This window comes from Streptomyces sp. NPDC091649 (assembly GCF_044756785.1).
Classification (GTDB): Bacteria; Actinomycetota; Actinomycetes; order Streptomycetales; family Streptomycetaceae; genus Streptomyces.
On the sequence record NZ_JBIVTR010000003.1, the window covers coordinates 299,243 to 317,677 of the forward strand.

General features: G+C 71.7%; 18 protein-coding genes and 1 pseudogene. 9 read left to right on the top strand and 10 right to left on the bottom strand.

The window, feature by feature from the left end; all coding sequences use genetic code 11:
- Nucleotides 1-9: 9 nt before the first annotated feature.
- From ACIQMU_RS08875 to ACIQMU_RS08885, 3 genes are all read left to right on the top strand, one after another.
- Entirely contained in the window at nucleotides 10-2,067 is a 2,058-nt protein-coding gene (locus tag ACIQMU_RS08875; RefSeq protein ID WP_402688521.1) for a pyridoxamine 5'-phosphate oxidase family protein, read from the top strand.
- Nucleotides 2,068-2,259: 192 nt separating this feature from the next.
- Nucleotides 2,260-2,484 (top strand): hypothetical protein, encoded by a 225-nt coding sequence (locus ACIQMU_RS08880; RefSeq protein ID WP_352238750.1) that lies wholly within the window; start codon nucleotides 2,260-2,262, stop codon nucleotides 2,482-2,484.
- A 511-nt stretch (nucleotides 2,485-2,995) separates the two neighbouring features.
- Nucleotides 2,996-3,613 carry a DUF1707 domain-containing protein gene (locus tag ACIQMU_RS08885; RefSeq protein WP_402688522.1) on the top strand — a complete coding sequence of 206 codons (618 nt, stop codon included), beginning with the start codon at nucleotides 2,996-2,998 and terminating at the stop codon, nucleotides 3,611-3,613.
- 282 nt (nucleotides 3,614-3,895) lie between these two features.
- On the opposite strand, the gene ACIQMU_RS08890 is transcribed toward ACIQMU_RS08885, so the two are convergent.
- Nucleotides 3,896-4,888 (bottom strand): alpha/beta hydrolase family protein, encoded by a 993-nt coding sequence (locus ACIQMU_RS08890; RefSeq protein WP_402688523.1) that lies wholly within the window; start codon nucleotides 4,886-4,888, stop codon nucleotides 3,896-3,898.
- On the bottom strand, nucleotides 4,885-5,142 hold the full coding sequence (locus tag ACIQMU_RS08895; protein ID WP_352238747.1) for a hypothetical protein: 258 nt from the start codon (nucleotides 5,140-5,142) through the stop codon (nucleotides 4,885-4,887). Before ACIQMU_RS08895 ends, ACIQMU_RS08890 begins: the two co-directional genes overlap by 4 nt.
- Before the next feature lie 89 nt (nucleotides 5,143-5,231).
- Between ACIQMU_RS08895 and ACIQMU_RS08900 the strand changes: the two genes are divergently transcribed.
- Complete coding sequence (locus ACIQMU_RS08900; protein WP_352238746.1) at nucleotides 5,232-6,176, top strand: LysR family transcriptional regulator; 945 nt, start codon at nucleotides 5,232-5,234, stop codon at nucleotides 6,174-6,176.
- A 116-nt stretch (nucleotides 6,177-6,292) separates the two neighbouring features.
- A complete protein-coding gene (locus tag ACIQMU_RS08905) occupies nucleotides 6,293-6,829 on the top strand; it encodes an SMI1/KNR4 family protein (RefSeq protein WP_402688524.1) in 537 nt (178 codons plus the stop codon).
- A 140-nt stretch (nucleotides 6,830-6,969) separates the two neighbouring features.
- Here the strand turns inward: ACIQMU_RS08905 and ACIQMU_RS08910 are convergent, their stop codons facing one another.
- Nucleotides 6,970-7,764 carry a hypothetical protein gene (locus ACIQMU_RS08910; protein ID WP_352238744.1) on the bottom strand — a complete coding sequence of 265 codons (795 nt, stop codon included), beginning with the start codon at nucleotides 7,762-7,764 and terminating at the stop codon, nucleotides 6,970-6,972.
- A 170-nt stretch (nucleotides 7,765-7,934) separates the two neighbouring features.
- On the opposite strand from ACIQMU_RS08910, the gene ACIQMU_RS08915 reads away from it, so the two are divergent.
- Nucleotides 7,935-9,839, top strand: a complete 1,905-nt coding sequence (locus ACIQMU_RS08915; RefSeq protein WP_402688525.1) for an alkyl/aryl-sulfatase — start codon at nucleotides 7,935-7,937, stop codon at nucleotides 9,837-9,839.
- A gap of 458 nt (nucleotides 9,840-10,297) precedes the next feature.
- Here ACIQMU_RS08915 and ACIQMU_RS08920 read toward each other — a convergent pair whose 3' ends face one another.
- A complete protein-coding gene (locus ACIQMU_RS08920; protein WP_352238742.1) occupies nucleotides 10,298-10,465 on the bottom strand; it encodes a hypothetical protein in 168 nt (55 codons plus the stop codon).
- 199 nt (nucleotides 10,466-10,664) lie between these two features.
- Here ACIQMU_RS08920 and ACIQMU_RS08925 point away from each other — a divergent pair, with 199 nt between their 5' ends.
- Nucleotides 10,665-12,020 carry an MBL fold metallo-hydrolase gene (locus ACIQMU_RS08925; RefSeq protein WP_352238741.1) on the top strand — a complete coding sequence of 452 codons (1,356 nt, stop codon included), beginning with the start codon at nucleotides 10,665-10,667 and terminating at the stop codon, nucleotides 12,018-12,020.
- Nucleotides 12,021-12,197: 177 nt separating this feature from the next.
- Entirely contained in the window at nucleotides 12,198-12,947 is a 750-nt protein-coding gene (locus tag ACIQMU_RS08930; protein ID WP_352238740.1) for a sulfite exporter TauE/SafE family protein, read from the top strand.
- Between the two features lie 13 nt (nucleotides 12,948-12,960).
- Here ACIQMU_RS08930 and ACIQMU_RS08935 read toward each other — a convergent pair whose 3' ends face one another.
- Entirely contained in the window at nucleotides 12,961-13,248 is a 288-nt protein-coding gene (locus tag ACIQMU_RS08935; protein WP_352238739.1) for a metal-sensitive transcriptional regulator, read from the bottom strand.
- 83 nt (nucleotides 13,249-13,331) lie between these two features.
- Here ACIQMU_RS08935 and ACIQMU_RS08940 point away from each other — a divergent pair, with 83 nt between their 5' ends.
- Nucleotides 13,332-13,907: a rhodanese-like domain-containing protein gene (locus tag ACIQMU_RS08940; RefSeq protein WP_352238738.1), complete on the top strand. Its 576-nt coding sequence runs from the start codon at nucleotides 13,332-13,334 to the stop codon at nucleotides 13,905-13,907.
- Nucleotides 13,908-14,032: 125 nt separating this feature from the next.
- Here ACIQMU_RS08940 and ACIQMU_RS08945 read toward each other — a convergent pair whose 3' ends face one another.
- The 5 genes and pseudogenes from ACIQMU_RS08945 to ACIQMU_RS08965 form a co-directional block, all read right to left on the bottom strand.
- Nucleotides 14,033-14,437, bottom strand: a complete 405-nt coding sequence (locus ACIQMU_RS08945) for an SHOCT domain-containing protein (protein ID WP_352238737.1) — start codon at nucleotides 14,435-14,437, stop codon at nucleotides 14,033-14,035.
- A 260-nt stretch (nucleotides 14,438-14,697) separates the two neighbouring features.
- A complete protein-coding gene (locus ACIQMU_RS08950) occupies nucleotides 14,698-15,597 on the bottom strand; it encodes a hypothetical protein (protein WP_402688526.1) in 900 nt (299 codons plus the stop codon).
- The gene (locus ACIQMU_RS08955) at nucleotides 15,594-16,607 is read right to left on the bottom strand and encodes an SPFH domain-containing protein (RefSeq protein ID WP_352238735.1); all 1,014 of its coding nucleotides are present in this window, start codon (nucleotides 16,605-16,607) and stop codon (nucleotides 15,594-15,596) included. Before ACIQMU_RS08955 ends, ACIQMU_RS08950 begins: the two co-directional genes overlap by 4 nt.
- A gap of 25 nt (nucleotides 16,608-16,632) precedes the next feature.
- Nucleotides 16,633-17,468 (bottom strand): annotated as a pseudogene (locus tag ACIQMU_RS08960) (SDR family oxidoreductase).
- A 260-nt stretch (nucleotides 17,469-17,728) separates the two neighbouring features.
- A complete protein-coding gene (locus tag ACIQMU_RS08965; RefSeq protein WP_402688527.1) occupies nucleotides 17,729-18,358 on the bottom strand; it encodes a TetR/AcrR family transcriptional regulator in 630 nt (209 codons plus the stop codon).
- Nucleotides 18,359-18,435: the final 77 nt, after the last annotated feature.

The window sequence follows — 18,435 nt, forward strand, 5'->3', positions numbered from 1 at the left end:
GAAGAGCCTATGACGACGAATCTCTCGCACTCGCGGCCCCAGTGGCACGAGGGTGAAGAAGCCGTGCACCGGCTTCTCAAGGTGCCGTACGGATTCAATCTCACGGCTCCCGGGCTGCCCATGGAGTACGTGCCCTGGATGACGCAGAGCCCTCTCATCGCACTGGGGGCGGTCGACAGAAACGGCCGCGTATGGACAACGGTGCTCGGCGGGCAACCAGGTACCACGCTTCCCTTGGCCAGAGGCGTGTTGAAGGTGACTTCGCTGGCTCACGTCGCGCACCAGCCCGGGGGACGAAGTGAGGGCACGCTCGGATATGACCCGGCACTGGAGGCGCTGTTCTCCGACGAGGACGGCCACATGCACCGAGCAAGCAGCGAGGAGCAGGAGAAGGATGAGGAAGGACGCGACCGCGACGGGATCCTCGTCAGGCACGAGGACGGGGGAAGGCCGGCCGCCGGCCTGGTGATCGACCTGGAAACCAGGACGCGAGTCAAAATTGCCGGGAGAGTGCTCGGCGGAGCGGTTCTGGCCAGCCCGTTGGAGATGAATACGGTGGCCGGGAGGGCTGGGGGGCCTGCGGAAGTGCAGGTGGCCCTCGCTGTGGACGAGACACTGGGGAACTGCCCGAAGTACCTGAACAGGAAAACCGTCCAGCCTCATGAAGCATCTCCTCACCTGGTCGGCGACCGGCTTCCGCTGCCGCCCGAGGCGGTGCAACTCATCGCCGAGTCCGACCTCTTTTTCATCTCGAGCAGGCACGGCGCTGAGAGCATGGACACCAACAACCGGGGTGGGGCTCCCGGGTTCGTGCGAGTACACACGAACTCCGATGCAGACGGTGTCGTTCTGGTGTATCCCGAGTATTCGGGGAATCGCTTGTTCCAGACATTGGGAAACATTAAGTCCGACCCTGCTGTGGGAATTACTTTTCCCGACTTCGAAACCGGCGACGTCCTCTACCTGACAGGACGGGCAGAGATCTTGGCCGGCGCCGACGCCGCATCCATGATCCCGCACAGCAAACTCGCTGTCCGAGTGCGGGTGGAGGCGGCTCGATTCGTGAAGGACGGACTGCCGTTCCGTGGACGACTGCTGGACCAGTCGCCCTACAACCCGCCGGTACGCAGGTTGGCTCACGAAATCAGCGGAGCGGAGTCCCGCTCAGCCGACAGCGTCGACGCGGACGGCCGACCGGTGGGGAAGGCTACGGCGACATTGATCCACGCACACCATCTGACGCCGACGATCTCGCGATACACCTTCCGGCTCGCCCCCGATCTGTCCACCCCACGGTCGAGTGCAGAGTTCCAGCAGCTCGAACCATGGCGCGCGGGGCAGCACGTCACCCTTGATTTTTCCGCCACGCTCGATCGCGGATGGTCACACATGCGCGACCACGACCCCCGCTCACTCAACGACGATTACATCCGGGCCTTCACCATCTCGAGCCCAACGCTTCCCACACCTGAAGAACGCACCGCAGGAACGGAACACCGCGGACGGCTGAATGGGGCCGAATTCGAGGTCACTGTCCGGAGGAACGGGCCAGTCACGTCACTCCTGGCCAAGTGGAAGCCCGGTGCGCCGCTTTCCGCCACCGTTTTGGACTTCGGCGGCGAAGAGGAGGTGAGGTACGCCGACGTAGCCAAGGGGTCGCGCACCGATGACGACATCATCGTGGTGGCTGCCGGAGTAGGAATCACACCTCTCATGGCGCAGGCGCAGCCCGTGCTGGAATCCGGCCGGAGGATGAGAATCCTCTGGAGCCTGAAAACGGATGACCTGCCGCTGGCGGTCGACGTCCTGGAAAAAGTCGACGGCCTCGGAGCGGTAACGGAGCTGTTCGTGACCCGATCGGTCGACGGAAAACAAAACGCAGAAATCGACAGGATCCGCCGGCTCGGCACAGTAGTACGCACCCGACGGATCCAGAAGAACGACGTTCTGACCAAGGGCACAGCGGCTCGGCGGCGATTCTATGTGTGTACAGGCCCCGGCCTGAGGGCGTCGGTCCTGCAATGGGCGGCAGGGGAATACGTGCAGTTCGAGAAGTTCGACTACTGACGTAGGCCCGGTCAACCTCCCCCGGAACCCGTCCACTGGGGGGTGAGGCCAGTTGGCGCCTCGCCCTGACCCATCCCGGGGACACCGCAGGTCCCATTCTCGAAACAGCAGAAGGGCAGAGGTGAAATGACTATGTCGTCGCCGCAGCCGGGAGCCCGAATCATGGGCGTAGGCCACTACCAGCCTCCGCGGGTGGTGAGCAACGACGAGATCGCGCGCATGGTCGATACCAATGACGAATGGATCAGACAGCGCGTCGGGATCGTCAGTCGGCGCTTCGCGGACACTGAGTCCGTCGCCGACATGGCGTCCGAGGCAGCCCGCGCTGCTCTCGCTGATGCCCGTGTCCACGGTGAAGAAGTCGACCTGGTGAATCGCGAGTCGAGGACATGTCGGCAGGCTACGCGCGGGCACTGACAGTCCGCCGGTCAATCTGCCCTCTCCACCCTGCGGTGACCAGAGACGCCAGAGCGATCCTCACCGCCAGGACAGCGATCCTGGGGACCGATGAGGACCGGTTGGGGCGGGCAGGGCCGGCGGCGCGTGCGTACCTTTCGTACGCGACCGTGCGAGGTGTTCGCAGGGCCATGTCGACCAGGCCGACGCGGCGTCCGCGCCGGTGGGACTGACGCCGTGGGGGCAGGGACGTGGCGGGGCACAAGGGCGACGCCGGGGCCGCAGCCGAAGAGGACGCAGCCGGGCAGGACGCCGGAGACATGGGCGCACGGCTCCATGAAGGTGAGCAGTACCGTGCCGGCGCTCGCCAGGACCGGCCCGGGGACCATCACTGTGCGGAGTCGCAAGCGGGCCGACGCCCAAGAGCGCGCAGGCGAGGCCGGTCTGGAGGGCGGAGCAACCGCAGGACCGTCCGGAAGTGGTAGGACGAGAAGAGGAAGTCACAGTCCGTCGGCTGCCTATTGTTGTCGACATGACTTCTCAGCTTCCGGAGCCTTCTCGGCGCTCCGCCCCATCAGGAGGGCTCCGCGCCTCTCACGACGACCGCGAAGCAGTGGTGGAGCAACTGCGAGATGCGGCAGCCGAGGGGCGAATAGACCTCGATGAGCTGGACTCGCGCCTGGAGCAGGCGCTGACATCCAAGACCTACGCCGAGTTGGCCGTCCTGACCGCCGACCTGCCGGGACCGAAGGCCCTTGAGGACCAGCGGCCGCTCGTCCTCAAGGGCGGCATGTACGGCGCGTCCCGCGGCCCCGGGCGCTGGGAGGTTCCCGGGCATGTGATCGCTCGCGGAGGCGTGGGGGGTGTGAAGGTCGACTTCACCCGGGTCGAGTGCCGCCTCTCGGAGGTCACGGTAGAGGCGTACGGCGAGGCAGCCGGCGTCACGATCGTCGTTCCCGGCTCCTGGGCCGTGGACACCAGCGGCATGGACCCCGGCATCGGCGGCCTGACGGACAAAACCACGCCCGACCGGCTCCCGGGAACTCCGCTGATCCGCCTCACAGGGTCCGGAGGCATGGCGGGAGTGGTCATCCGCCACCCCAACCGTCGAGAGCTGCGCAAGCTGGACAGCAACCCGAAGCGAGACTGAGGGCCGCATGTAGTGCGCGACGTGGTGGTGGCCGACGACGGCATCGAGGAGCCGGTCCGCGCCGAGATCAGCGACCTGCCGCGGAAGCTCTTTCCCCGTCGGCCGGGGTGAGCGCCGCACCGACGGAAAACGCCTCGACAGACGCGGGGCGCGGCTCCCTTCACCGGGAGTGGCCCCGGACCAGGCTCTGCGGGCAGCCACGCCGAGGCACCGGTCGGGCTCGCGGGTGGTCCACCCCGCTGGTGCCGCCGGTCATGAGGATGGCCCTGCCGGGGAGGCGTTTCATGCCGGCGTTCCCGTCAACGTGCGGGTGAGGTGGTCGCCGAGGTGGGGCAGCCAGTCGGGCCGCGCGTTGCCGAGGAGGTGGTCGCCGTGCGGGACGGACAGGTAGCGGCCGCGCGGTGCCAGGCGGGCCAGGGGCTCGCCGTTCGTCACGCCGGGGATGATGTCCCGGCCTCCGTCCACGACCAGCAGCGGGGCTGCGATACGGGATGCCAGGGCGGCGAGGTCCACGTGACGTGCGAATGCGTGGGCCGCGTCGGCGCCCCCCGCGCGTTGCGCCATCAACTCTTGTACGGGAGGGGGCAGTTCCTCCCAGTCGAGGCGGAAAGGGCCGCTGACGGTGGCGACGCCCGCCACACGCGGCTCCAGCGCCGCGGCCCGGCCCGCGAAGTAGCCGCCCAGACTCAGGCCGACGAGCCCGACCCGTGCGACGCCGAGGGCGTCGATGACCCGGCCCACGACCCGCTCGTAGTCCGGCACGAAGGCCGTGGTGGCCGCGAGCACGCCCTGTCCGGGGCCGTCCATCGCGAACACGGCCAGCCCTCTGGCCAGCAGCGCGGACGCCAGATCGAGGAACTCCTCCTTGGCCGAGTTCAGGCCGGGAACGACGATCACCGTCCCCGGCGCATCGGACGGGCCACGCAGCCACCCGGTGAACCCCTCGCCGCTCACCCGCCGCGCACCGGGCTCCAGCAGCGTGAGCCCCCTGCCCAGAGCGTGGTCCGCCGCGAAGGCGGCACGAGGCGCCTCCGCGTAGGGCGCCAGGGTGGCCAGGTGGAACCACCGGGCCGCGGTCAGCAGGTACTCACCCGCCGAGCGGGGCGACCCCGCGTCCTTGGCGCGCTGGAGGTAGCCATGTCCGGTGCGCACGAAGGACGGGCCCCAGTCGGCGACGGAGGTGAGGCCCTCGGTGACGCACCGGTACTCGTTAGGGTCCACGCCTGTGCCGATGGCGCGTGTCCACTGGCCGGCTGTGAAGTGGGTGACGCTCATCGCGCTCCTCCGGTCAGCGGGACGGCCGTGCCGCGTACCCGGCGCTCCCGGAGGCCGACGAGGGTGTCCGCGAACTCCGCCCGGTCGGTGACGCGGCCGATCTCCGGGTGCGGGCGGCCGTGCTCCACGAGGCTCGCCCATACGGAGAGTTCGGAGCCGTACGGGGCTCCGGCGTAGGGGAAGCCCTGGATTCCGGCATGCTCGGGCCCGCCGAGGAGGTGGAGGGCTTCCCCCGTGGGAATCAGTCTGTGCATGGAGAGGATGCAACCCCCGCGGCCACCCCGCGATCCAACAACGAACAGGCAAGGCCGACAACTTTCCGTTGTCGCCTATGGTGGGAGCCATGGACCTCGACGTGGCGCAGTTACGTGCCTTTGTGCGCACCGCCGAGGAACTGCACTTCGGGCGGGCGGCCGGGACTCTCGCCGTCTCCCAGCAGGCGCTGTCCAAGAGGATCGCGCGGCTGGAATTCCTGCTCGGCACCGAACTGTTCCAGCGCGACGGCAAGGGCGTACGCCTCACCGAGGACGGCCGGCGGTTCCTCCTGCCGGCCCGGCAGACCGTGGCCGCCGCCGACGCCGCCGTCGCGGCCGTGCTCGGCAGGGAACGTCCGCTGCGCGTAGACGTCTGGGGGCACCTGTACGCGCCGACGCGGACGCTGGCCCGGGTCGCCGGGCCGGCCGGAGAGCTGGCGCTGGGGCACGGGCGCGATCTGCCGTCCGTGACGACGGCACTGCTGCATGGCGACATCGACGCCGCTTTCGGCCGGGTCCACCCTCCACTGCCCGCCGGGCTGGCACATCGCCTCGTCCGCCTCGAACCGATGGACGCCGTGCTGTGCGCGGACCATCCGCTCGCCGCCGAACCGGCGCTGCGGCCGGACCAGTTGCGCGACAGCGTGCTGTGGGCGCCCGGTGCGCTGGACCGGCTCGACTTCCTCCGTCGGTTCGCCGACCGGTTCGGCATCCAGAACACGGCCACGCGCCTCAACCTGGGGCTAGCCCATTTCCTCGGCGGAGTGGCGCAGGAGCCGCGAGGCTTCTCGTTGCTGCCTGCCGATGTGCCGCTGCCGGAGGTCCCCGGATTGCGCTCGGTCCCCCTGGTCGACCCCACGCCGCTGTACGCCTGGTCGCTGCTCTGGCGCACGGGCAACGGGCGCGCGGGGCTGCACGACCTCGCCACCGCCTGTGCCGAGGAAGCGGGGCGAAGCCGATGGCTGGAGTACGACCCGGCCCGTGACTGGCTGCCTGAGCCGCCCGCGGGCCGCCCCGGCCCCCCACCGGGTTGACCCCGCCGAGCCGGGCGGAGCCGGCCCGGACGCAGCGCCGTCGTATGTCATGGGCGGTCTCGCGACGAGGGTGCTGAGGGGCGGTGGAAGGGAGAACGGTGCTGCAGGAGTGTCGTATGTGGGTGCAGCGAGTGATCGAACTGACCGGGTGGGAGCCACTCGGGGTCTCCGTCGACTGGGCGGCGATCGAGGCCGAGCTGGGCGTTCCGCTGCCGGCGGACTACAAGCAGCTCTACGAGACGTTCGGCGGCGTCTTCAGCGACTCCGGCTACTTCCTGGGGCGCGACGAGGCCGTCGTGTTCGACTTCCTGGCACAGTGGCGGGTCGCGCTGTCGGTGGACGGGGGCAGCGGCCTCGGAGGCACCTCCGCCGTCGCCTCCTACGCGATCTACGCACCGGGCGGCAAGGGGCTGGTCGGGTGGGGCTCCACCGAAAGGGCCGACGAGTACTTCTGGCTGGTCGATGCCGAGCGGCCGGGCGATCACCCCATCCTCGCCCGGTCCCAATCCGGCGGCGCAGGGGACCGGTACGACATGTCCACCTCTGAGTTCCTCCACCGCGTCCTGGCCGATGCCGATTTCCTGCCGTTCGGGATCGCGCGGTACAACCTCGGCACGCTGTTCGAGGCGGGCTCCGGCGGCCGTCCGCTCTGACCGGGAGGCCGGGCGTCCTGCGTTCGTGGACACGACCATGCCGTCGCTTCTCACCGGCAAGGGCGAGCCGGGCAGTCACCCACTGCCCCCGCCCCCCGTCGTCGAACGCTCCTCCCGGAGATCACCGAGGCCAGGGTGCGTCAGCTGCTCCGGTAGTTCATGAACCAGTGCGTGTCGAAATAGCGGGCCATCGTGAACGGGTGGTGCGGGTCGACAAGGACGCGGCAGACGAACTGCGCGGCCCGGTAGTCGAAGGGGATGTCCCCGTTGTCGCAGGACCGGACGACGACGGGCCATTGGTCGGGGTCGCCGCCGTCGACGCTCCAGCAGTACAGGTCCTGGTGTTCCGTGCCCGCCCAGATGAGCAGCCCGTCCTTTCGGAGATGCGTCCACGGTTCCCGGTTCAGGCTCAGATACGCGTCGAAGGCGCCCTCGCCGAACGTTTCGACCATGCGCTTGTAGTCGGTCGGCAGCGTGGTGCCCAGGCGTGCCTCCACCTCCGCCCAACGCGCGTCCGGCTGCTGGGCAGGCTGTGTCCAGCCGGTGATCCGTATGAGTCGAGCCACCCAGTCGACGTCCTCGTCCGGAGCGATGGCCGAAGGTTCCGGCACCCGCCTGTGAGCGACCGCCAACACCGGCCGCTCGACGCCGTCGCCGTCCCGCGCGGTGCCCGTCCCGACCCACTGGTCCCCATGGGCCCATGCCCGGATCGTCACGGCCCGGTCCCCGAGAGGGGCGAGGAGGGCCGCGCCCCTGAGCTCGTCCACCGTCGGATCGGTGAAGCCGTCGAGGACGAGGGTGCGTGGAGCTCCGTACCTGTCGGCGAGCAGGTCGGTCAGGGCCCGGGCTTCCCAGCCGCTGGGCAGGTACATGAAGCCGTCCGACGGGCCGAGCCGGGCCAGAAGATCGTTGACGGTCGTCTGCGTGAGGTTCATGGCGGACAGTGAAGCGCACCGCACCGACAACGAGGGGACCCCGGGGGGAGCCCGCACCGTCCCCCTCGGACGGCCTACGCCCACTCGTGAGGGTGGAGACGCCGGGTGAGGGTGGCACTGGCCGTGTTCTGCGGACCGGGCCTTCATCCGTCGCCTCGAGGGAGTTCGAGATGTCTCAGAAGACCGATGCCAAGCCCGCCGAGCAGGCTGTCGCGCAGGCCAACGAGACGGTCCGGCGGAACTACCCCTTCGGTGACGAACGGGATCTGCGGGACGCGCGGCGCGGCTTCATGGGCACGCCGAAGGACCATGTGATCCGTGATGCCGAGGGGAGCGCGGTGTGGGACCTGGACGCCTACGGGTTCCTCGACCAGGAGTGCCCGGACACGGCCAACCCGAGCCTGTGGCGGCAGAGCCGGCTCTGCTCCGACCACGGCCTCTTCGAGGTGACCGAGGGCGTCTACCAGGTGCGCGGCTTCGACCTGTCGAACATGACGGTCGTCGAGGGCGAGCGCGGGGTCCTGGTCGTCGACCCGCTGCTGTGCGCGGAGACGGCCGCCGCCGGCCTGGCCCTGTACCGAAGCCACCGCGGCGACCGGCCGGTCACCGGGGTCCTCTACACCCACAGTCACGCCGACCACTTCGGCGGAGTGAGAGGCGTCATCGGAGACGAGGACGTCGCCGACGGCGTACCGGTGATCGCCCCGCACGGCTTCCTGGAGCACGCCGTCAGCGAGAACGTCTACGCGGGTACGGCCATGAACCGTCGCGCCGCCTACATGTACGGCGCCGCCCTGCCCAAGGGGGTCCGCGGGCAGATCGGGGCCGGTCTCGGACAGACCCTCTCCACCGGCGCGGTCGGACTGATCCCCCCGACGGTGGACATCACCCGTTCCGGGCAGACGGAGACGGTCGACGGCATCCGGATGGTCTTCCAGCTCACCCCCGGCACGGAGGCTCCGGCGGAGCTGAACATCCACTTCCCCGACCTCGCGGCGCTCTGCATGGCCGAGAACGCCACCCACAATCTGCACAATCTGCTGACCCTGCGGGGCGCGGAGGTGCGTGACCCCAGGGTCTGGGCCCGCTACCTGACCGAAGCGGTCGACCTCTTCGTCGACTCCACCGACGTCGCGTTCGCCTCCCACCACTGGCCGGTCTGGGGCCGCGACCGCGTCCTGACGTTCCTGTCCGAACAGCGGGATCTGTACGCCTACCTGCACGACCAGACGCTTCGCATGCTCAACCAGGGCCTGACGGGAGCGGAGATCGCCGAGGAGATCGCGATGCCTCCGGCTCTGGAGCGGGCATGGCACACCCACGGCTACTACGGCTCCGTCAGCCACAACACCAAGGCGATCTACCAGCGCTACCTGGGCTGGTTCGACGGCAACCCGGCGCACCTGTGGGAGCACCCGCCCGCCGAGGCCGCCCGGCGGTACGTGGAGTTCATGGGCGGCGCCGACGAGGTGCTGAGGCGTGCGCGCCGGTCCTACGCCGAGGGTGACCTCCGCTGGGTGGTCCAGGTCGTCAACCACGTGGTCTTCGCCGACCCGGACAACGCCGAGGCACGGAATCTTCAGGCCGACGCGTTGGAACAGCTCGGATACGGCAGTGAGAACGGGACCTGGCGCAACTTCTACCTCATGGGCGCGCTGGAGTTGCGCCACGGATCGGTCGGCACCCCCACCTCCACCGTCGCACCCGACCTGCTGGCCGTCCTGACACTGGAGCAGCTGTGTGACGCCCTCGCCATCCGGGTGCACGGGCCGAGGAGTTGGGAGGCGGACATCACCGCGCGCTGGACGCTCTCCGAGGGTGGCGAGCCCCTGACGATGCGGCTGCGCAACGGCGTCCTCACCCACGTCAGGGGAACCGGGCCGACGGCGGCGGCCCCGGACGTCGAGATCCTGCTCAAGGAGGCCGAGGTGCGGGCCGTGCTTCTCGGCGCCCTGGCGCCGGCCGACCTCACGGCCCGCCCGGGAGTCGAGATCACCGGGGACGTCGGCAAGCTGACCGAACTCCTCGGGCACCTCACCGACCCGGACCCGGACTTCGCGATCGTCACCCCCTGACGCGGAGGCCCCGCTTCGGCGGGCACGCGGTGCCGGGCGTCAGGACCTGGGGGCGGTGGACCTCCCCGCGCGGTCTCGGCGTCGCGCCGGGTCGTCCGGAGCGCCGGCCGGGCGGGATGCGTACGAGGGCGCGTGGCGCCTGTTGAGGACCTCGGGACGCGGGCCCTCTCCGTGGCGAACCCCTCGTCGGTGAGCAGCCCTTGAACCTTCGGACCGGCGAGCCGGGTCAGTCGGGAGACCTGGCCGGCGCCCGTCGGGGCCGGAGCCGGGGGAGCGGGCCGGGCAGGGGCGCCGGCGTGCGGGGTCCGGGCGGCGGCCCGGCGCCGCGGATCACGCCGCTCCACGCGGTTGGAGACCGCGGTGGCGGTGCCCGAGATGACCGCGGTGCGGGCGACGGCGCCCAGCAGGCCGGGCCGTCCGAATCGTTGAGGCATGGCCGGCCGTCTCCTTCGTCTGCGTCAGTTGCCGTCGAGTGCCGCGATCGCTTCGACGGCGGCGTCCCGCGCGATGCGTTCCAGCGTCGCCGGCTCGCCCTCGGCTGCCCGTACCGCCGCCGGCCGTGCCGCCCAGGTGTTCTCCCGGGCGACGACGCGTGCGCAGGACCCATCGCCGGGGGAGTCGGACACCGTCCGCAGGCCCTCGTCGCCGAGCGGGTCGAACCGGACGTCCGTGACCGCACTCTGCTGTAGCTCCCGCAGGGCGACGGGGACGACCCGGCCCGGGCATGGGCCGGCGGCCCGTAAGCACCCCGAAAAATACCCCCGGGGGTAACCGTGTACGGTGGTTTGTATACCCCGGGGGGTAATTTTCGAAAGGAGAGTCCACGTGTTCTTCATCGACACCATCACGGTGGAGGGTCTCGGGAACCGCGGCTATCTGGCCGGCGGCGAGCATGCGGCCGTCGCGGTGGATCCGCCGCGCGACCTTGACGTCGTCCTCGCCGCCGCCGCACGGCGCGGGGTCCGCGTCACGCATGTGGTCGAGACGCATCTGCACAACGACTACGTCTCCGGCGGGCTTCAGCTGGCTCGGGCCACCGGCGCGGAGTACCTGGTCCCGGCCGGGGCCGGCGTCTCGTTCCCCCGTACGCCGGTCGCGGACGGCGACACCGTGGGGATCGACGCGCGCCTGACCCTGGCGGCGGTGGCGACTCCCGGGCACACGCCCCACCACACCGCCTACGTCCTGCGCGACGGCGAGCGGCCGGTCGCCGTGTTCACGGGCGGATCGCTGCTGATCGGCACGGTGGGCCGGCCGGATCTGGTCGAGCCCCGGCTCACCGAGGGGCTGGCCCGTGCCCAGCACGCCGCGGCCAACCGCCTCGCGGCCCGGCTGCCGGACGAGACCGCGGTACTGCCCACGCACGGTTTCGGCAGCTTCTGCTCCTCGGCCCCGTCGGACGGCGATGCCTCCACCATCGGCAGGGAGAAGGCCGTGAACCCGGCGCTCACCGTGGATGTGGACACGTTCGTCGCCGGCCTGCTGGCCGGGCTGGACGACGTGCCCGCGTATTACGCGCACATGGGTCCCGTCAACGCCGCCGGCCCCGCGCCCGTCGATCTGACGCCGCCCGCGGTCGCGGACGCGGAGGGGATCGCGGAGCGGCTCGCGGCGGGCGAGTGGGTGGTGGACCTGCGCAGCCGGGTCGCTTTCGCCGAGGGGCATGTGGCCGGCACGTTCAATTTCGAGGGAGAGGGGCAGCCGGCCACCTATCTGGCCTGGATGATCCCGTGGGGCAAGCCGGTCACCCTGCTCGCCGCGTCGGCGGAGCAGCTCGCCGCCGCCCAGCGCGAGCTGGTCCGCGTGGGAATCGACCGGCCCGCGGCCGCCGCCACCGGCGGGCCCTCCGCATGGGTGCGCGAGGGGGACGCCCCCGCGACGTTCCCCCGCTCGACCTTCGCCGGCCTCGCGGAAGAGGACCGGAAGCGGATCGTCGTCCTGGACGTGCGACGGGACTCCGAACGCGTGGACGGCTGGGTCGAGGGGTCGGTGCACATTCCGGTCCACCAGCTGCACCACCGCATCGGCGAGGTGCCCGAGGGTGTCGTCTGGGTCCACTGCGCGGGTGGCATGCGTGCCGCGATCGCCGCTTCCGTGCTGGACGCGGCCGGACGCGAGGTGGTCGCCGTCGACGACGGGTTCGACGCCGCCGTGGACGCGGGCCTCACCGTCCACCCCTGAACCGTCCGCAGAGCAAGAACCACCGAGCGAAAGGCGCAGTGCCCCCATGTTCCCGTTCCGGAACGCCCTCCGACGCATGCCCGACGAGGGCCCCGACCGTACCGGCGCCGGATCACGCGCGTGGGCGGGCGCCGCGCGTCCCGTCACCGGTGAACGCGGGAACGACGGCTCGACGCCGTGAGCGCCCTAGTCCTGGCCCTGCTCGCCGGGGCCGTGATCGGCCTGGCTCTCGGCGCCCTCGGCGGCGGGGGCAGCGTCCTCGCCGTTCCGGCGCTGATCTACCTGCTCGGCTTCAATCCGGCGGCGGCCACCTCGGCCGCCCTCGTCATCGTGGCCGTCACCTCGGCCACCGCCCTCTACGCCCATGCGCGCGACGGGGCCGTCGCCTGGAGATCGGGCGCGCTGTTCGCCGCGGCGGGCATCGTGCCCGCCCTCCTCGCCGGAAGCGCCGCCGGACGCCTTTCCGACGCCGTGCTCACCGTGGCGTTCGCGGCCGTCGCGGCGCTGGCGGCACTGCGGATGCTGCGGCCCTCCGAGGCCGGGCCGCCGGACCGGATCAGCCCGGCGAGAGCGGCCGGAGCCGGCGCCGGGCTGGGGGCGGTCACCGGGCTCCTGGGAGTGGGCGGCGGATTCCTGGCCGTGCCGGCCCTGGTGAGCGTCCTGGGCCTGCGGATGGAGCGAGCGGTGGGGACCAGCCTGCTGGTCATCACCGTCAACTCGCTGGTCGCCCTCACCGCTCGTACGGGAACCGGCGAGGAGCTGCGGTGGGAGGTGATCGCGCCCTTCGCCGGAGCGGCGGTCCTCGCCGCCTGGGACGGCAAACGCCTCGCGGCGAAGATCACCGGAGGCACGCTGCGGCGGATCTTCGCCGCTCTGCTGCTGGTGGTGGCGGCGCTCATGCTCGCCGACGCCCTCCTCCGGGCGTGAGCGCCGCACCGGGTCAGGCCAGCGAGAGGAACAGCTTCTCCAGCCGGGCGCGCATCCGGTCCCGGTCCTCGCCGGAACGGCGCCCGTCCTCCGTCTCGGTCATGCACTGCTGCAGCCCGGTCGCGATGACCGCGAAGCCGGCCCGGTCCAGCGCACGCGACGCGGCGGCCAGTTGCGTGACGACCTCCTCGCAGTCCCGCCCCTCCTCGATCATCCGGATCACCCCGGAGATCTGGCCCTGCGCCCGGCGCAGCCGGTTGAGGACGGCCTTCAGTTCGGCACCCGCCAGTTCCAGTTCCATCACCGCTCCTCATCGCATACCCCCAGGGGTAAATGTACTCCCCTCGGTGAGGGCGCCATCGACGCGTAAGGATGACATCCGCCATGACCACGCCCACGCCTCTCGGAGCGGCAGAGGCCCGCACCCGGCTGCACGAACTGACCGTCATCGACGTACGCACGCCCGGTGAGTACGCGAGCGGTCACCTCCCCGGAGCCCTCAACATCCCGCTCGACCACCTCCGGCGCGTCCTGCCCGGCCTCCGTCACGCCGCGGACCGCGGGGACATCCTGGTCGTCTGTGCCTCCGGCGCGCGCTCCGCCAACGCCTGCGAGCTGCTCGCCGGGAACGGCATCCCCGCCCGCGGCCTCGACGGCGGCACGGGAGCATGGGCGGCCGCCGGCCACGAGCTGGAGCACCCCACGCACCGGAGCCGTTCCGGCTGGGCCATGGAGCGCCAGGTGCGCCTGACGGCGGGCACTCTCGTCCTGTGGGGTCTGCTTCTCGGGGGCCTGGTGCACCCCGCCGTGCGACTGCTGTCCGCCGGCGTCGCCGCCGGCCTGGTCGTCTCCGCGCTCACCGGCACCTGCGGCATGGCCGCCCTCCTGGCCAAGCTCCCCCACAACCGCCCCCGCGCCGACGCGCTGGAGCACACCCTGGCCGCCCTGCGGGACCGTTGACGCGGCGGAAGGGTCGGGGGAGGTGCCGACCTGGCCCCTCCCCCGACCCTTCCGCCGCCCGCCGTCCGGGTCCGCTCACGCGCCACCCGCCCCCGGGGCCCGCCCAGGCTCCCGCCGAGGCGGCCTCAGGCCAGCAGCTTCGCTTTCGCCCGCTCGTACTCCTCGGCGTTGAGCGCGCCCTTGTCCTTGAGCTCGGCGAGCTTCGCCAGGTCCTTCACGTGGTCGCTGCCTCCGGTGCCGCCCTGGCCGGCCGCCGCGTCGCGTACGTAGCTGCGGAACGCCGCCTCCGAGTCCCTGGCCAGCTTCTCGTCGCGTTCGTGCATGCTGCGTCCCCGGACGACGAGGTAGACCAGTACGCCCAGGTACGGCAGGAGGATGACGAGGACCAGCCAGCCCGCCTTGGCCCAGCCGTTCAGCGAGTGGTCCCGGAAGAGGTCGGTGATGACCTTGAACAGCAGGAAGAACCACATGACCCACAGGAACAGGTACAGCATGGTCAGGAAGACGTTCAGGAGCGGGTAATCGTCCATGGGTCTCCTTCGATCGCACGAATAGTCCCTCATTCATACAGCTGGTCCGATTGGTCCGCATCTGTACGCGTAAGGGCTATGTGCGGGCGGAGGGGACCGTGCGCCAGGCGCTGTTCCCGGCCCGGGTGGTCCGCGGCACGTGCGCCCGGGGCCGGCGGGTGTCGGCCTGCGGTGGTTTCCGGACTGCCGGCCTCTGTGCCGGCGGACCGATCGGCGGGTCCGGCAGCTCGCGCCTTCGCGCGGTCTCGCCGGGGCCGCCCTCATGTCACCAGGCGCAGCGACGTCTCCGCGATGCCGAGTCGTACGCTCTGGCCCCAGGTCAGCTCCAGGGCGTCGGACTCCATCCCGTCCCCGAAGACCACGAGCCGGTCCGACTCCAAGGTCAGGCGCAGCCGCCGGCCCCGCTCCAGTTCGCCCGCCACCCTGGACGTCCCGGTCGCCGGGGAGGGCCACGCCTCCCGAACGAACCACAGGAGCCGTGCGTCGCACGGCGTGGGGAGCGGTACGGTGCCGCCGCGCTCCTGCCACAGCGAGCGGAGCCAGCCGGTGGCGCCGGTGCCCGTGCCGACCAGTACGCCGGATGACGCCTGGGCTTCCCCGGGGTCCGCCTCGCCGTCGTCGCCCAGGCGGTAGCGGGCCGTCTGGTGGCCGGGCGGCCCGCAGTAGATCTCGTTCAGCGCGAGGAGGCGCTGCGTGTCGTCGGCGACGGCCTCGACCATGGTCAGCTCCTCCGCCCCGCCGCCCGCGGCCGTCGCGGCGCGCAGCAGGGCCGCCGCGTCGGCGTGCCGGTGACGGACCAGGACGCCGGGGTTGCGGCCCGGGTCGGTGTCGATGCCCACCACCGGCTGCCCGGTCAGGTACTTCGCGGTGTTGGCGACCAGCCCGTCCTGACCGACCACGACCACCACGTCCTGGGGAGCGAACAGGAAGCGGTCCAGGTCCGCCCGCTCGACGCGGGAGCTGCGCCAGGTGAGCGGCACCGCCGCCGCCACCTCGCGCAGCGCCCGCCGGGTGTCCTCGTGGCGGCGGGCCACCGCGTCGATCGAGCGGCCCCGGCTGGACAGGAAGAACGCGGCCTGCCCGTGCGTCCCGTGCCGGGCGAGCAGCTCCTCGTACTCGGTCCGCCGGTGGACGAGCACGGCCCGGGGGGCCAGGCTCACGCGCCCGCACCGCCCGCCGGGCCCCCGAGCCTGGCGAGCAGCCCGGTGAGGACGTCGGGGGACAGGGTGACGCTCTCGATCCGCGGCAGGTTCTCCGCCAGCCGGGTCGCCGCCAGGGCGTGCAGTGTGGCCGGTTCGACCTCGCCGTGCACCGCCAGCCACGCGGCCTGGGCCTCGGCCCGCGCCGCGCCCGTCTCGCGCGCCGCCTCGGCCTCCGCGCGGGCGATGCGCACCGTGCGGGCCGCCTCCGCCTCGGCCCGTACGCCGTCGGACACGGCCTTCTCCTCGGCCTCCCGGCGGGCGTTGGTGCCGCGCTGGTCGACCAACTGCTCCTCCCGTCGGGCCAGTTCGATCTGGCTGGCCAGCTCGTTCTCGGCGATGGCGCGCTCGCGCTCGACGGCCACGGCCCGCCGTTCGTAGGTGGCCCGGTCCGCTTCCTGCTGGATCTGCTCGCGGGCCGGGGTGCGCAGGGCGCGCTCCACCTCGGCCTCGGGGCGGATCGCGACGACGCGCACGGCCACCACGTCGATGCCGGTGGCCGGGAGCCGGGGCTCCGCGGTGAGACCGGTGGCGACCCGTTCCCGTACGGAGGCCACGCCGTCGACCAGGGCCGTCGCGAGCGGGGTGCGGGCCAGCACGTCCAGCGTGTGCTGCTGCGCGGTCTCCGTGAGGAGGGTCGCGATCTGTTCCAGCGGTGCGCCGCGCCAGCTGCCGGTGTCGGGGTCCACGGAGAAGTCGAGCCGGTTCGCCGCCTCGGCCGGATCGCTGATCCGGTAGGTGACGGTGGCCTGCACGGTGACGTCCTGGAAGTCGGCGGTACGGGCGTGGAACGCCATGGCCAGCTCCCGGTCGTCGACCGGCACTTCGGAGAGGGCGGCCGACAGCGACCGGTACCAGAAGCTGAGCCCCTGCCCGTCGTGGGCGAGCCGGCCCCGGTGGTGGTGGCGGATGTGGGCGGTGGGCGCTGAGCGCAGGTGGCGCCAGCCGAAGCGCCGGGTGATGTCGGCCATGATGGTGACCCCCTCCATGTCGTCACTAGGACGATAAGGGGCGGTGTCGGGTATCGTCAAGTTGACGAAAAGGGGGGTCGTCCGGTCGGCGGGCCGCGTGCCTGGCCGGGATCTCGCCGCCCCCGTGCACGGCGAGATCGGCGCCGTTGACGTACGAGGAGAGGTCGCAGGCCAGCCAGAGGCAGGCCCGCGCCACCTCGCCCGGTTCCGCCAGCCGCCCCATCGGAACGATCCCCGCCACCGCCGCCCCGTCGTCCTCGCCGTACCGCCCGGTGGCGTTCTCGGTGCGGATGAGGCCCGCGGTGATGTGGTTGACGCGGACCCGTGGCGCCCATTCGAGGGCGAGTGCCCGGGCCAGTCCGAGCAGTCCCGCCTTGGCGGCGGAGTAGGCGGCGGTGCCCGGCTGAGGGTCGTGGGCGGAGACGGACGGACGCTGCCGATGTTGATCACGCCCCCGCCGTCCGGCTGCTCCCGCATCACCAGGTTCGCCGCCTGGGCGGTGTGCAAGGGGGCGAGGAGGTTGAGGGCCACCACCTTCTCGACGAAGCGCGGCGAGACGGTCGCCGCGTCGGCGTCCGGGGAGCCGCCGGCGTTGTTCATCAGTACATCCAGTCGCCCGAATCGCTCGGCGGTCGCGGTGACGAGGTCCGCCGCGGCTGCCGGGTCCCGCAGGTCGGCGGCCCGGAACGACGCCGTGCGCCCGCCCGCCGACGGCGCTGCGACCGGTGTGCCCCGCCCGCACACCATGACGTGCGCGCCGCTCGCCAGGAAGGCTTTCGCTATCGCGGCGCCCAGGCCCCTGGTGCCGCCGGTGACGAGTACCGCTCGCCCGGTGAAGTCCATCGCGTGGGACAGGTCCATGGTTCGCCTTCGCTCGTGGTTCTCGGAGCGCCCCGCGGCCCGGCCTCGCCTCGGCCCGCCCCTCGAAGCTACCAAGCGCTTGTTAGGTGCGATGGGGGTGGCCCGTGCGCAGGACTGGTCCGTGCCGGGAAGGTGCGGACACACGGGCGGCCGGCGGCCTCCACGGAGGTCGCCGGCCGGCCAGGTGGTGCGCCGCCCCCGTCCCCACGGTGCGGCGCGGGTGGACCGTCCCATCCGCCGGGGCGGGCGGTCCACGTCTGTCAGGACTGCGGCGTGCCCGCCGCGAGTCCGAGGCCCGGGAGGATCGCCTTCTCCACGAACCGGGTCAGATAGGCCGCGTCGGCGTAGCGGCCCTCCAGCAGCGGCCGGGCGCGCATCACACCGAGCAGCTGGGCCGCCACGAACTCGGCCGCCGGGAGGTCCGCCGCGATCTCGCCGCGCTCCTGGCCCCGCCGGACCATCGAGTCGATCGCCGCGATCTCGGGCATGATCAGTGCCTCGCGCAGAGCGGACAGCAGCTCCGGGCTCTGGAGCGCGGCATGGCTGAGGGCGTGCATCAGCGGGGTGTCGCGCCCCGACGCCTCGCCGATGGCCCGCGCGGCCGCCAGGAGGTCCCCTGCCAGCGTCCCGGTGTCGATGTTCGGCAGCCGCATCCGCCGGGTGCCGCGCAGGGCGGCCACGACCAGTTCCGGTTTGGAGCCCCACTGCCGGTACAGCGTCGACTTCCCGCACCGGGTGCGGGAGGCGACCCCCTCCATCGTCAACGACTCGTAACCGCTCTCGCGCAACAGCTCCAGCACAGCCGCGTAGAGCTCCTGTGCCCGCTCCGGGGTGATCTTCGACCGGCGGGACGCGGGGGCCGGTTCCGGTGCGGAATCGGGCGACGGCATGGGCTGTACCTCCAGCGGCGGTGCGGTGAGGTTCTCGATACGCCAGTGTACCGATACGCACGTGTACCGATACGCCG

Coding starts and splice junctions, on each gene's coding strand:
- ACIQMU_RS08875 (WP_402688521.1), top strand. CDS start 10: ATGACGACGAATCTCTCGCACTCGCGGCCCCAGTGGCACGAGGGTGAA.
- ACIQMU_RS08885 (WP_402688522.1), top strand. CDS start 2,996: ATGACTTCTCAGCTTCCGGAGCCTTCTCGGCGCTCCGCCCCATCAGGA.
- ACIQMU_RS08890 (WP_402688523.1), bottom strand. CDS start 4,888: ATGAGCGTCACCCACTTCACAGCCGGCCAGTGGACACGCGCCATCGGC.
- ACIQMU_RS08895 (WP_352238747.1), bottom strand. CDS start 5,142: ATGCACAGACTGATTCCCACGGGGGAAGCCCTCCACCTCCTCGGCGGG.
- ACIQMU_RS08900 (WP_352238746.1), top strand. CDS start 5,232: ATGGACCTCGACGTGGCGCAGTTACGTGCCTTTGTGCGCACCGCCGAG.
- ACIQMU_RS08905 (WP_402688524.1), top strand. CDS start 6,293: ATGTGGGTGCAGCGAGTGATCGAACTGACCGGGTGGGAGCCACTCGGG.
- ACIQMU_RS08910 (WP_352238744.1), bottom strand. CDS start 7,764: ATGAACCTCACGCAGACGACCGTCAACGATCTTCTGGCCCGGCTCGGC.
- ACIQMU_RS08915 (WP_402688525.1), top strand. CDS start 7,935: ATGTCTCAGAAGACCGATGCCAAGCCCGCCGAGCAGGCTGTCGCGCAG.
- ACIQMU_RS08935 (WP_352238739.1), bottom strand. CDS start 13,248: ATGGAACTGGAACTGGCGGGTGCCGAACTGAAGGCCGTCCTCAACCGG.
- ACIQMU_RS08940 (WP_352238738.1), top strand. CDS start 13,332: ATGACCACGCCCACGCCTCTCGGAGCGGCAGAGGCCCGCACCCGGCTG.
- ACIQMU_RS08945 (WP_352238737.1), bottom strand. CDS start 14,437: ATGGACGATTACCCGCTCCTGAACGTCTTCCTGACCATGCTGTACCTG.
- ACIQMU_RS08955 (WP_352238735.1), bottom strand. CDS start 16,607: ATGGCCGACATCACCCGGCGCTTCGGCTGGCGCCACCTGCGCTCAGCG.
- ACIQMU_RS08965 (WP_402688527.1), bottom strand. CDS start 18,358: ATGCCGTCGCCCGATTCCGCACCGGAACCGGCCCCCGCGTCCCGCCGG.